General features: G+C 64.8%; 12 protein-coding genes. 10 read left to right on the top strand and 2 right to left on the bottom strand.

Annotated features, from left to right (window positions below; translation table 11 throughout):
• The first annotated feature begins 344 nt into the window (after nucleotides 1–344).
• Together IVB24_RS02250 and IVB24_RS02245 are read left to right on the top strand one after the other, a co-directional pair.
• The gene (locus IVB24_RS02250) at nucleotides 345–575 is read left to right on the top strand and encodes a hypothetical protein (protein WP_247771927.1); all 231 of its coding nucleotides are present in this window, start codon (nucleotides 345–347) and stop codon (nucleotides 573–575) included.
• A 107-nt stretch (nucleotides 576–682) separates the two neighbouring features.
• The gene (locus IVB24_RS02245; RefSeq protein WP_247771926.1) at nucleotides 683–1,069 is read left to right on the top strand and encodes a hypothetical protein; all 387 of its coding nucleotides are present in this window, start codon (nucleotides 683–685) and stop codon (nucleotides 1,067–1,069) included.
• Nucleotides 1,070–1,149: 80 nt separating this feature from the next.
• Here IVB24_RS02245 and IVB24_RS02240 read toward each other — a convergent pair whose 3' ends face one another.
• Nucleotides 1,150–2,199 (bottom strand): polysaccharide deacetylase family protein, encoded by a 1,050-nt coding sequence (locus tag IVB24_RS02240; protein ID WP_247771925.1) that lies wholly within the window; start codon nucleotides 2,197–2,199, stop codon nucleotides 1,150–1,152.
• Nucleotides 2,200–2,452: 253 nt separating this feature from the next.
• Between IVB24_RS02240 and IVB24_RS02235 the strand changes: the two genes are divergently transcribed.
• Both IVB24_RS02235 and IVB24_RS02230 read left to right on the top strand, forming a co-directional pair.
• Entirely contained in the window at nucleotides 2,453–2,758 is a 306-nt protein-coding gene (locus IVB24_RS02235; RefSeq protein ID WP_247771924.1) for a hypothetical protein, read from the top strand.
• A gap of 168 nt (nucleotides 2,759–2,926) precedes the next feature.
• Nucleotides 2,927–3,139, top strand: coding sequence for a cysteine rich repeat-containing protein (locus IVB24_RS02230; RefSeq protein ID WP_094975923.1), 213 nt, complete (start codon nucleotides 2,927–2,929; stop codon nucleotides 3,137–3,139).
• A gap of 20 nt (nucleotides 3,140–3,159) precedes the next feature.
• Here IVB24_RS02230 and IVB24_RS02225 read toward each other — a convergent pair whose 3' ends face one another.
• A complete protein-coding gene (locus IVB24_RS02225) occupies nucleotides 3,160–4,848 on the bottom strand; it encodes an MFS transporter (protein WP_247771923.1) in 1,689 nt (562 codons plus the stop codon).
• 186 nt (nucleotides 4,849–5,034) lie between these two features.
• Here IVB24_RS02225 and IVB24_RS02220 point away from each other — a divergent pair, with 186 nt between their 5' ends.
• The 6 genes from IVB24_RS02220 (at nucleotide 5,035) to IVB24_RS02195 (ending at nucleotide 11,883) form a co-directional block, all read left to right on the top strand.
• Nucleotides 5,035–6,408 (top strand): hydrolase, encoded by a 1,374-nt coding sequence (locus IVB24_RS02220; protein WP_247771922.1) that lies wholly within the window; start codon nucleotides 5,035–5,037, stop codon nucleotides 6,406–6,408.
• Between the two features lie 31 nt (nucleotides 6,409–6,439).
• Complete coding sequence (locus IVB24_RS02215) at nucleotides 6,440–7,810, top strand: cytochrome P450 (RefSeq protein WP_247771921.1); 1,371 nt, start codon at nucleotides 6,440–6,442, stop codon at nucleotides 7,808–7,810.
• 51 nt (nucleotides 7,811–7,861) lie between these two features.
• The gene (locus IVB24_RS02210; RefSeq protein ID WP_247771920.1) at nucleotides 7,862–9,271 is read left to right on the top strand and encodes an adenylate/guanylate cyclase domain-containing protein; all 1,410 of its coding nucleotides are present in this window, start codon (nucleotides 7,862–7,864) and stop codon (nucleotides 9,269–9,271) included.
• A 187-nt stretch (nucleotides 9,272–9,458) separates the two neighbouring features.
• Nucleotides 9,459–9,947: a TerB family tellurite resistance protein gene (locus IVB24_RS02205; protein ID WP_094975918.1), complete on the top strand. Its 489-nt coding sequence runs from the start codon at nucleotides 9,459–9,461 to the stop codon at nucleotides 9,945–9,947.
• Between the two features lie 240 nt (nucleotides 9,948–10,187).
• Nucleotides 10,188–10,967 (top strand): SDR family oxidoreductase, encoded by a 780-nt coding sequence (locus tag IVB24_RS02200; RefSeq protein WP_247771919.1) that lies wholly within the window; start codon nucleotides 10,188–10,190, stop codon nucleotides 10,965–10,967.
• A 121-nt stretch (nucleotides 10,968–11,088) separates the two neighbouring features.
• Nucleotides 11,089–11,883 (top strand): glutamine amidotransferase, encoded by a 795-nt coding sequence (locus tag IVB24_RS02195; protein ID WP_094975916.1) that lies wholly within the window; start codon nucleotides 11,089–11,091, stop codon nucleotides 11,881–11,883.
• The last annotated feature ends 38 nt before the right edge of the window (nucleotides 11,884–11,921 follow it).

Raw genomic sequence — 11,921 nt, 5'->3', positions numbered from 1 at the left:
GCGTGTCTAGGGTTGTCATCTCCTGTCCGGACAGAAGGGAAGAAAACGCTTTAACGAGTTTAAATAAAACATCTTTTCGACGAAGGATGTCTGCGATTGTATTCTGCTGACCGCGAGGGACCGGCCTTGATCCGTCATTCGTAATGACGGGGTCGGGGGTTCGAATCCCTCTTGCGGCACCAGCGTCCCGTTTTCATCCGATCGAAGAAGAGAGCCAAGGTCCCGGACATTGCATCCGGCGCGTTGCGCGCGATGCTAGTGTCTCTACGATACTCGATGTCGGTTTTTCGAGTCCTACCCGTTCACGCCCGCGACCATTCAATTGTATGTTGGCGCAGGCGCGGATGAATTTCGTCGTCCGCGGCGAGATGTTGCATCGAACGGCAGCGGCCACCGCAGACGCGCTTCTGCAGTCGGACATCCTCGTCGTCTCGAACTCGATCCAGCACACGCTGGTCGGACGGCGGGTCGGCGACGAGCTGATCGCGCGCATGGACGCGGACAAGGGCGTCTGCCTGCTCGACAGCATGAGCTTTCCGGACGTGACGCTGCGGGTCTATCGGCGCAGGTGTTGATCGCAGCCGGCCGGTTCGAGATTGCGCGCGCTTATGTGAGGCCGATCACTTAACCTCGAACATCCTGCCCGTAATGTCGCGGTCACGCCAACACGGGGAGATTTCACATGCGTAAGATCATTCTGGTTGCCGCCATGGTCCTGGCTTCCGCCTCTGCCCAGGCAGGCGACTCGCGCAGCCTGTCGCTGTCCGCGACGGGCGCTCAGGCCCCTGCTCTGCTGACCACGCCGACCGCCGCCACCGCGCAGGTGAGCGAAGTTGCGCCAGCCGCGGAGGCGCCGAAATATTCCGATCGTCCGCCGGCAGTATCGCTCTCTGCACCGGCCGCTACGGTCACACCGGCGGCTCCGGCGGTGTCGACGCCCGCGCCCACCCCGGCGCCGGTCGCGACGACCAAGCCCGCCACCAGGAAAACGGTAAGTGCGGACAAGCCGAAATCCAAGCGCTGGACCGAGCGCCGCATCATCAGCGAGCTGCACCGCCACGGCATCTAATGGTAAGCCGCTCGCTCAAAGCAAATGGCCGGGCAAATGCCCGGCCAGGTCGCAAGAGTCTTGGATTGGATCGATGGCGTTTACTGCGACACCGTTTGCACCACGCTTCCGATCGGACGCGTGTTGGTGCTCGCGGTCGGCACCTTCATGTCCTTCATGATCGCTTCGTCATATTCCGGCAGCGACGCGAGCGTCGTCTTGGCCTTCATCTGCACGACCTTGTAGCCGCCAGCCTTGAGGCGCGCGAGCAGCGTCGGCAGGGCGATGCCGGTGTTCTTCTGGAAGTCGTGCATCAGGATGATGCCTTTGCCGAGCTTGTCGAGCCGGGTCATCACCGTCTCGACGATCTTCTCCGGCGTCGCGCTCTTGCGGAAGTCGAAGGAGTCGACGTCGGTCGAGAACATCGCGACGTTGCGGGTGCCGAAATAGCTCACGATCGCCGGATTATGCTGGAGCTGCGGGAAGCGGAAGAACGGCGCCGGGTTGGCACCGAGCGCGAATTTCACCGCGCTGATGCCCTTTTCGACCTCGTCCTTGGCCATCTGCTCGGTCATCTTCTTGCCGTTCAGATTGACGTGCGACCAGGTGTGCGTGCCGACCGTATGGCCCTGGGCCAGCACCTGGCGCAGGATTTCCGGATGATAGGTCGCGTGCTTGCCGACCGAGAAGAACAGGCCCTTGGTGCATTCATCCGCGAGCGCCTTCAGCACATTCGGCGTGTTCACAGGCCAGGGACCGTCGTCGAAGGTCAGCACGACCTCCTTGTCGGTGAGGAAATCGAATTGCTTGAAATGATCGAAGCCGAAGCCGGGGCCGCCGGTGGTGTCGATCTCGACCACGCGGGAGACGCCCAGCGCGTTCGGATTGGCGCAGGTCGATTTCTGCTGAACCGGCATGGCCGGCGCGGGCGCCTGAGCAAGGGCCGTCGGCCTGGCCGCGATCGTCGCGGTGGTCTCGACGTCATCCCTGGCCGCGAGCTTCGCCGGTGCCGGCAATGGATCGGCGGCACGGGCGGCAATTGTCTTGGGAGCGGCCTGGTCGGCGCGCGAGGAATAATAAAACCAACCGCCGGCGGCGATCACGACCGCCGCAACTACACTGGCCAGCATCAGGCCCAACGCATTACGCATCGCTACTCTTTCCAATCACGCAACCAAACCAGCGGAATTTCCCGCGCGACGAGCCATTAATGCGAAGGAAGAGTTAACGTGACACCAACACGACAACGGTTGCCGAGGAATTTCAGCGAGGTGCTCCAAAGTGACCGAAGTCACAGAGGAGGGGGCTCGCGTGACCATCATCACAGTGGAAACTGTTTTGATGGAGCATCGTCGTTCCCATCAACAACGGGTGCCGTTGTGACGGCGCCAATGGGAGCTTCAAATGACCAAGTCTCTGACCAAGTCCTTCTCTGCCAGTATCCGCGACACCAGCCTGGCCCTCGGCTTTGCCGCCATCGTCTCGCTCGTCTCGGCGACCTCGAGCTTCGCGTTCTCGGCCGAAGCGCAGCAGCAGTGCACCGGCGACGCCTTCCGCCTGTGCTCGTCGGAAATCCCCAACATCCCGAAGATCACGGCGTGCATGAAGAAGCATCGCGCGGATCTGAGCACCGGCTGCCGCGCCGTGATGGACAAGGATCTCGCCAAGGGCGCTTCGCGCAAGGTCGCTGACGCCCAGGACAGCCAGTAACAGCACGCAACACGGTCTTGCGTCGGTTGGCTCCCCTCGCGACAGGCCCCGGCATCGAGCCGGGGCAACGCGGCGGCGCCATTTCAGCCCGACAACAAAGCCGTTGCGGCTGAGGGATCGTCGCACTAGCTTCGCCCGCACGTTCGTCCGGGCAAGAGGCATTACGCGATGACCAGATTTCTTTTCATTCTTCCTTTGCTCCTCGGCGCATCGGTCGCATCCGCGCAGCAGCCGGGCCACGATGCCTGCGCGCGCGACGTCACCCGCTTCTGCCGCGCCGTGATGAACAATGGCGATGGCGCTGTGCTCGCCTGCCTGAAGGAGAACCGCGCCCGACTCAGCAAGGGCTGCGACAAGGTGCTCAAGGAGCACGGGCAGTAGTAATTTCCGTAGCGAAGAACCTATGTGCTGCTTCCCGCGGCGCTCGCGACCACCGGCAGCACCTCGGCACTGGCACGATCCGGAGTCTCTTCCTTCCAGCGCACCGAACCGAACGGACGCTCGAGCATGCGGCGGATCCGCACCGGCTCGGGACCGACGTGGAAAGCGATCGCCTCCTGGTGCAGCGCGCGTTCGGACTGGGTCGAGCGGTTGCGCTGGCGCAGATAGTCGAACCATGTCGGGCAGTGATAGCGCTCGGTCCACAATTCCGGATCGGCGATGTCGCGTGCGATCGACCAGCCATAGGCGCCGTTGCGTTGCCTCGAGAGCTGTACGTCCTGCATCACGTTGTGGAAGGCGCGCGCGTTCTCCTGGGACACACGGTATTCGATCTCCACCACGAGCGGCCCGCTGCGGCCGGTGATCGAGAGCTTGACCTCGGGATCGGCGAGCACGTCAGCGTCCTCGTTGCGGGCGCCGACGCGCGGCATGGTGAGCCAGATCCCGAGCAGCGGCGAGACCAGCATCAGGCCTGCCGCCGTCAGCAGCGCGACCTCGACGCCGGCATAGTCGGTGAGATGGCCCCAGCCCCAGGCACCGATCGCGATGCCGCCGGAAATCGAGGCCTGGAACGCCGCGAGCGAGCGGCCGGCGACCCAGCGCGGCGCCGACAGCTGCACGCCGATATTGAACAGCGCCACCGCGGCCATCCAGACCGCGCCGGCCAGCACCAGCGCAGCTGCCGTCAGCACCGGTTCCGTGCTCACTGCGAGGGCGGCCATCGCGAACGCCATCGAGATGGTGCACGCACGGATCGCGGCCTCGCCGCTCATGCGCTTGCGCAATTCGTGGATGTTGAGCGCGCCGACGACGGCGCCCATGCCGAAGGCGCCGAGCATGATGCCGTAGGTCTGTGCACCACCATGCAAGAGGTCGCGCGCGACCAGCGGCATCAGCGCCATGATGGCGCCGCCGATCAGGCCCATCACCAGCGTGCGCAGCAGCACGATCTTGATCGGCGGTGAATTGGTGATGTAGCGGAAGCCCGACACCATGGCGCGGTTGAGCTTCTCCCGCGGCAGCCGCGAGGGCTCGGTGTTGCGCCGCCACAGCAACAGCACCACCAGCAGCGGCAGATAGAGGATCGCGTTGCAGGCGAAAGCGGCCACCGCGCCGAGCGCGGCGACGATGACGCCGCCGACCGCGGGACCGAAGCTGCGCGCGATGTTGTAGCTGATGCCGTTCAGCGCAACGGCCGAAGGCAGCGCGTCGGGCGGCACCTGCTCGCTGACCGAAGATTGCCATGCCGGGCCGAACAGCGCATTGCCGCTGCCCACCACGAAGCAGAAGGCGAGCAGCGTCTCCGGGGTGATGAGATTGAACCCGGCCAGCACCGTCAGTGCGGTCGCGCCGGTGAGTGCAACCATCAGCGAGACCAGGGTGACGATGCGGCGGTCATACATGTCCGCGATGGCGCCGGCCGGCATCGAGATCAGCATGATCGGCAGCATCAAGGCGGTCTGCACCAGCGCCACCTTGTCCGCCGAGGCAGCCATCTGCGTCATCGCCCAGGCCGCGCCGACGCCCTGGATCAGGAGGCCGAGATTGGAGAGCAGGCTGGCGAGCCAGATGCGCCGGAACACGGTGTACCGCAGAGGCGCGGTAATGCCGTCGGCGGCGATTTTCTGGCGGTTCGTCTGCTCGGTCATATCCCCTTCCAAACGGGCTGGCAGAAATGGTCTTCGGAAATGGTCCTGGGAGATGGTCTTGGGAAATGGTCTTGGAGTGATCCCGGGCGATTCCGGCAAATTCAGTGATGCCTGCGAAAGTCATTCGCTGTCCAGTGGTTAGGCCGCTATAAGCGGTGCAAAGAGGCGGTTTGCCGGGAGGAACATATGAAGCTGTCGCGACGGACGATCCTGCAAGGGGCGGGCAGCTTGCCTTTCGCAATTGCGAGCTTGCGGACGGGCGCATGGGCCCAATCTGCGCCCGCCGCGGCGCCGGGCACCGAGGTGCCGCCGATCCTGTTCGTCCACGGCAATGGCGACTACGACGCGCTCTGGATGACGACGCTGTGGCGGATGGAATCCAACGGCATCGCGCGCGATCGCATGATGGCGATCAATTTCACCGATCCCAATGCGCGCACCGACGACAAGGTCGAGCAGGCGAACCGATCCTCGACCGAGGACCAGCGCCGCGAGCTTGCCGCTGCGATCGCGGAACTGAAGCGCCGCACGGGTGCGCCTCGCGTGGCGCTGGTCGGCAGCTCGCGCGGCGGCTACGCGATCCGCAACGTGATCAAGAACGGCGGCGCCGGCGATGTCAGCCATGCCGTCTTGTGCGGCACGCCCAATCACGGCGTGTTCGCCACCGACGACCAGCCCAACAACGAGTTCAACGGCCGCGGCGTATTCCTGCGCGGCCTGAACGAGGGCGAGAGCGAGGTGACGCCGGGTGTCGCCTTCCTCACCTTGCGCAGCGATGGCATGGACAAATACGCCCAGGCCGACGGCCGTTTCATCGGCAAGCCCGGCACGTCGACCGGTGTCACCGTCGAAGGACCCGAGCTGAAGGGCGCCACCAATCTGGTGCTCGGCGCGCTCGACCATCGCGAGGTGGCGTTCCATCCGCGCGCCTTCCGCGAGATCTACAAATTCATCGCGGGCCGCGAGCCCGCGCGCATTGCGATCGTGCCGGACCCAAGCGTGCGGCTGAGCGGCCTCGTCACGGGGACGCCGGGCGGCGTGCCGACCAATCGCCCGGTGACGGGCGCAACCGTCGATATCTTTCGTGTCGATCCTGAAACCGGAGAGCGCAACGGCGGTGCGCTGCACAGCGCGAAGACCGGTGCCGATGGCCGCTGGGGGCCGGCGCAGGTCGATCCCGCCTGGTCGCTTGAATTCGTGCTGACATCGCCGGACGCGCCGACGACGCATATCTACCGCTCGCCTTTCCCGCGTTCTTCCGACGTCGTGCATTTGCGCGCCGCGCGTCCGCTCGGGCCTGCTGACAAGGACGCAGGAGCTGTCGTGATCATGTCGCGGCCGAGGGGCTATTTCGGCCTGCCGCGGGACGTGGTGCTGCTCGACGGAAAGGAGCCGGCGGACGTCAAGCCGGGCGTGCCCACGGATTCGGCAGCAACCCTGCGGCTTCCCGCCGGCGGCGTTGGGCGCAACATCGTGGCCGAGTTCGGCGAAGAACGAATTGTGGCGCGTGCCTGGCCTGCCCCGGAGAACAGGATTGCGATTGCCGAGCTGACTTACTAGCTATTTGCCTGCGTCATATCGGGAGAGAGCCATGAACATCGCCAGCGTGCGCAGGCCCATCATCCCTCCGGCGCCCCCGCGTGCGCCCGACGACATGTCCTTCTTCGGCCGGCTTGCCGTGATCCGGCACAACATGATCGCGACGTGGGGGCAGCCCGCCTATGAGGAAGACGTCATCAAGGGGCGCTTCTTCCTCCACAACAGCTTCATCCTGAACCAGCCGGATGCAATCCGGCACGTCCTGCTCACCAATTACGAGAACTATACGCGCACGCCGGCGGGCATCCGCATGCTGCGTCCCGTGCTGGGCGATGGTCTTCTGATCGCAGAAGGTCACTCATGGACGTTCCAGCGCCGCACGCTCGCGCCGGCCTTCACCCCGCGCGCCACCGCCAACCTCGTGCCGCACATGACGGCGGTGCTCGACGAGACCATTGCCAAGCTCGATACGCAGACGGGCGCGCCGGTCGATCTGCGCGAAATCATGCAGCGGATGACGCTGGAGATCGCCGGACGCACGATGTTCTCGTTCGGCATGGACCGGCACGGCGCGACCTTGCGCAATTTCATCATGGAATATGCGTCCCGGCTCGGACGGCCCTACTTCCTCGACATGCTGCTGCCGGTGTCGTGGCCGAGCCCGATGGATTTTGCCCGCGCCCGCTTCCGCAAGCGCTGGACCGAATTCGTCGCGATGTTGATCGCCGAGCGGCGTTCTGCCGGCAAGAAGGACGGCGCGCCGCCGCGTGACCTGTTCGATCTGATGGACGCGGCGCGCGATCCGGAAACCGGCAAGGGCTTTTCCGACGAGCAGCTCGTCGACGAGGTCGCGACCATGATCCTGGCGGGTCACGAGACCACGGCGACGGCGCTGTTCTGGGCGCTCTATCTGCTCGCGCTCGATCCTGATACGCAGGAGGAAGTGGCGTCCGAGACGAGCGGCGAGCATCTCGACAGCATGGCCGACATCGACCGGCAGAAACTCACCCGTGCCTTGATCGACGAGACCATGCGGCTCTATCCTCCGGCCTTCCTGGTCGCGCGTGCCGCACGCGAAAAGGACAACGCGGCCGGAATCGAGATCGGCAAGGGCGACATCATCATGATCGCGCCATGGCTGCTGCATCGGCACGAGAAGCTGTGGGATCAGCCGAACGCGTTCATTCCAAAGCGCTTCATGTCGGCGGAGGCGCCGGACCGCTTCGCCTATTTGCCGTTCGGCGCAGGGCCGCGCGTCTGCATCGGCGCGCCGTTCGCGCAAGCCGAATCCGTACTGGCGCTGGCCCGGCTGATCGGCGCGTTCCGGGTCGAGCTCGCCGACCAGGCGAATCCCGTGATCCCGCTGGGCGTCGTCACGACGCAGCCGGACCACTCACCCATGTTCCGCATCACACGTCGGTGACAGGCTCCTCGTCTGGCCGATGGCGTGATCCACCCTAGATAGAGTCCCGCCATGAGCGACATTCAGGCCCAGTTTTCCGTTCTCAAGCAGACCGCCGACGCCAAGGTGGTCGATGCGATTGCGCGTCTGATCGAGGATGGCGAGGATCACGAGCTCAACCGCGTCAATGTCCTCGACTTCGCCACGCAGCATGCCGTCGACGAAGAACACGCGATCTCGGCCTTCCTGCATGCGGCGCGGCTCGGATTGTTCGATCTCGGCTGGAATGTGCTATGTCCGGGTTGCGGCGGCGTGCTCGGCGCGCATACGACGCTGAAGGCGCTCAAGCCCGACGACTATCACTGCGCGCTCTGCGCTTGCGGCTACAAGGCCTCCGTCGACGATCAGGTCGAGGTCTCCTTCACCGTGAATCCGCGGGTCCGGCGCATCGCGGCGCACGACCCCGATATGCTTCCGGTGTGGGAGTATTTCAAGCAGGTGTTCTGGAGCTCCGGCGTCGACTTCAACAAGGACTCGTTCGCGACGCTGGCGAACGAGGTGACGCTGGATACGATGGAGCTGCCGGCCGGCGAGAAGGCGACCATGTCGCTGCAACTGCCTGGTGACTTCGTCATCATTTTCGAGCCGGTGACGCACGCCGCCCATTTCATCGACGTCCAGGGCGAGCCGACCAGGGACCGTCAGCAGCTCGCCATCATGTACAACAAGGTGCAGGCCCCGACGGGGACCACGACGATGCGGCCCGGCCCGCTGCGGCTGTCGCTGGAGAACCAGGCCGGCGTGCGCGTGCTGCCGTCGGTGTTCATCGCTGCCGAAGCGCTCCACCATCTGATCGGCAAGCGCAAGCCGTTCCTCACCGCCAAGCGGATGCTGTCGAACCAGACCTTTCGCGATGTGTTCAAGGCGGACAATCTCAGTCTCGATCAGCGGCTCCAGATTACGTCGCTGACCTTCCTGTTCACCGATCTGAAGGGCTCGACCGCGCTCTACGAGCGCGTCGGCGACCTCGCCGCGTTCGATCTCGTGCGTGCGCATTTCCAGGCGCTGCTCGAGATCATTTCCTCCGAGAAGGGCGCGGTGGTGAAGACCATCGGCGATGCGGTGATGGCGACCTTCGTCCGGCCCGAGCACGCCATCGTCGCGGGCCTGCGGATGCGCGCGGCGATGGACGAGCTCAACAAGCGGCGCGGCACCGACGATCTCATCGTCAAGATCGGCATCCATGAAGGCCCCTGCCTCGCGGTGATGCTCAACGAGCGGCAGGATTATTTCGGCCAGACCGTCAACATCGCCGCCCGCGTGCAGAGCCTGTCGACCGCGCAGGAGATCCACATCACCGGCCCGGTGCTCGATGCGCCGGCCGTGGCGGAAGTGCTGAAGCAGCGCGAGATCAGGCCGATCCAGAAGCAGGCCGCATTGCGCGGCATCGCCGACAAGATGGTGGTGTACGAGATTCCTTGAGGGATGGTCGATGGCGGCTCCAAGCCGCCCTGGAATAGGCCAGCCATGACGGTGAATGAGGCAACCGAGATTGCGGAAACGTAATGCAGCGCGCGGAACTGCCGCACGTTGCGCCGGTTGAGTTTCCTGCTCATATAATGCTGGTAGCGGCCGCGCTTCGCGGCTGTATCAATTTCGGTAGGACCTTATGCTCGACGGCCTGCGCCAATTCATCGCCGACATTGTCGCTCCCCACGACCAGAACCGCACCTTCGGTGACAGCGATTATCGGTTGGCTGCCACCGCACTGCTGGTCCACGTGGTCTCGCTGGACGGCCAGCCGAGCGCGGGTGAGCAGCGCAAGCTGCACAGCCTGATCGAAAGCCATTTTGGGCTCGATCGCGGCACTGCGGATCGCCTGATTGCGGACGCCACCCAGGTCGAGGGTGAGGCGGTGGACCTCTATCACTTCACCAGTGTCATCATGCGCTCGCTCGACGAAGAGGGCCGCAAGCGCATCGTCCGGATGATGTGGGAGCTGGTCTATGCCGACGGCCAGGTCTCCGAATTCGAAGACAACGTCGTCTGGCGCGCCTCCGACCTGCTCGGAATCTCCCAGCGCGACCGGATCGACCTGAAGCATGCGGTGGCTGAGCGCGCCGCTGGTCAGGTGAAGGACAGCGCCGTCGGCGGCTGATCCGCGCAAACCGCCGGATGGCCGGTTGTGCTGACCACATGGCGAAACTTTAATGTAGGTGTCGCCCGTCCGGCTCCGGATTTATCCGTAAATACCCGGTTTCCTGCTCCCCCTGTCGCCCGCTCAAGCGGCCATGCGGCCGACGCCGCTTGCCTGTCGCGCACGGCTTGTGCTCTCGTTCCGCTATTGCGGGGCCAGGAACTTGCGGGGCCAAGAACTTCAATTCGAGAGACTTCTATCGTGACCGAGCGGGTAACGTTGATCACCGGTGCTTCGGCGGGCATAGGTGCGGAGCTGGCGCGCGTGTTTGCCGCCAATGGACATCGCCTCGCGTTGACGGCGCGGCGCGCGGATCGATTGGAGGCGCTCGCGAACGAGCTCGCCGCCAAGGGCGGCAGGAAGCCGATCGTGATTGCCTGCGATCTCGAGAACCCCGGCGCCGGCGAGACGATCGCGGCGGCGCTGGCCGCCGAAGGCGTCGAGCTCGATCACCTCGTCAACAATGCCGGCTTCGGTGTGTTCGGCGATGCCATCGAGCGCGATCGCGGCGAGCAGGTCGGGATTGTCGACGTCAACGTGCGGGCTCTGACGGATTTGTCGCTGCGCTTCGCCGATCAGCTCATCAGGAACAAGGGCGGTCTTCTCAATGTCGGCTCGGTCGCAGGCTTCCTGCCCGGTCCCGGCATGGCCGTCTATTATGCGTCCAAGGCCTACGTGATTTCCTTCACCGAAGCGCTCCGGGCCGAGCTCGCGCCGCGCGGCGTTCGCGTCACCGTGCTTTGCCCGGGTCCCGTGCCCACCGAATTCCAGGCGCGTGCCGGCGTCGGCTCCGGACATGATACGGCGCTTCTCAATGTTTCGGCCGCCGAGGTTGCACGGGAGGCCTATCGTGGCCTGATGGCCAACAAACGGGCAGTGCTGCCCGGTCTCGGCATCAAGATTGTGCCCTTTGCGCTGCGCTTCTTCCCGCGGGGCTTCATCCTGGCCGCCACCAGTCGGTTCCAGAGGCAGAGGCATTAGGTCTCGAAGCGCCCGTATTGGCCCGGAGCTTGCTTCGGTTTTGATGTGTGCGCGAACTCACACGAAATTAACGATCGCTTAGTTATGCTGGCGGTCTGAACTGATAGCACTCGCAGAGGCCATGTCGTTCCGGACGAACAGGTTTGTTGGCGCAGAATTGGTGCCCTTCCCGAGAAGGACGCCAGGCGCCGCCACCTCTGAAACCCTATTGCCGGTTCTGATTATCCTGCACCAGGAATCCTCGACGCCGGGCCGTGTCGGCAACGCGCTCCGTGCGCTCGGCCATCGCCTCGATATCCGCCGTCCGCGCTTCGGCGATCCCCTGCCCGAGACGCTCGACCGGCATGCCGGCGCCGTGATCTTCGGCGGGCCGATGAGCGCCAACGATCCCGATGACTACATCCGCCGCGAGATCGACTGGATCGAAATTCCGCTCCGCGAGCAGCGGCCGTTTCTCGGCATATGCCTTGGGGCCCAGATGCTGGCGATGCAGCTCGGTGCGCGCGTCGCCCCGCATGCCGACGCCCTGACCCAGATCGGCTACTACCCGATCCGGCCCACAGCCGCGGGCCACGCGCTCTGCCCGGCCTGGCCGGCCCAAGTTTATCACTGGCATCGCGAGGGCTTCGAGCTGCCGGTCGGCACGGAGCTGCTGGCAGAAGGCGACGATTTCCCGGTACAGGCATTCCGTGCCGGCAATGCCTTCGGCGTTCAGTTTCATCCCGACGTGACCTACGCGATGATGCATCGCTGGACCACGCGCGGCTATGACGGCTTCAGCGCGCCCGGTGCGCGGCAGCGGCATCATCACTTCGCCGATCGTGCCGTGTACGACGCCGCAGAGCGCGCCTGGCTCGACCATTTCATGAATGGCTGGCTGGCGCGCCGTGCGGTGCTGGCGCAGGCCGCCGAGTAATTGCGCCTTCGCGCAGGTCCTTGGCGCAAGCCCTTGCC

This window comes from Bradyrhizobium sp. 192, from assembly GCF_023100965.1.
Classification (GTDB): Bacteria; Pseudomonadota; Alphaproteobacteria; order Rhizobiales; family Xanthobacteraceae; genus Bradyrhizobium; species Bradyrhizobium symbiodeficiens.
The sequence above is the reverse complement of the archived record's forward strand: the minus strand, read 5'-3'. Positions and strand labels throughout refer to the sequence as shown.

Excerpts from the sequence above, each read along its gene's own strand:
- IVB24_RS02245 (WP_247771926.1), top strand. The coding sequence starts at position 683 with ATGCGTAAGATCATTCTGGTTGCCGCCATGGTCCTGGCTTCCGCCTCT.
- IVB24_RS02220 (WP_247771922.1), top strand. The coding sequence starts at position 5,035 with ATGAAGCTGTCGCGACGGACGATCCTGCAAGGGGCGGGCAGCTTGCCT.
- IVB24_RS02225 (WP_247771923.1), bottom strand. The coding sequence starts at position 4,848 with ATGACCGAGCAGACGAACCGCCAGAAAATCGCCGCCGACGGCATTACC.
- IVB24_RS02235 (WP_247771924.1), top strand. The coding sequence starts at position 2,453 with ATGACCAAGTCTCTGACCAAGTCCTTCTCTGCCAGTATCCGCGACACC.
- IVB24_RS02195 (WP_094975916.1), top strand. The coding sequence starts at position 11,089 with ATGTCGTTCCGGACGAACAGGTTTGTTGGCGCAGAATTGGTGCCCTTC.
- IVB24_RS02240 (WP_247771925.1), bottom strand. The coding sequence starts at position 2,199 with ATGCGTAATGCGTTGGGCCTGATGCTGGCCAGTGTAGTTGCGGCGGTC.
- IVB24_RS02210 (WP_247771920.1), top strand. The coding sequence starts at position 7,862 with ATGAGCGACATTCAGGCCCAGTTTTCCGTTCTCAAGCAGACCGCCGAC.
- IVB24_RS02205 (WP_094975918.1), top strand. The coding sequence starts at position 9,459 with ATGCTCGACGGCCTGCGCCAATTCATCGCCGACATTGTCGCTCCCCAC.
- IVB24_RS02230 (WP_094975923.1), top strand. The coding sequence starts at position 2,927 with ATGACCAGATTTCTTTTCATTCTTCCTTTGCTCCTCGGCGCATCGGTC.
- IVB24_RS02215 (WP_247771921.1), top strand. The coding sequence starts at position 6,440 with ATGAACATCGCCAGCGTGCGCAGGCCCATCATCCCTCCGGCGCCCCCG.
- IVB24_RS02250 (WP_247771927.1), top strand. The coding sequence starts at position 345 with ATGAATTTCGTCGTCCGCGGCGAGATGTTGCATCGAACGGCAGCGGCC.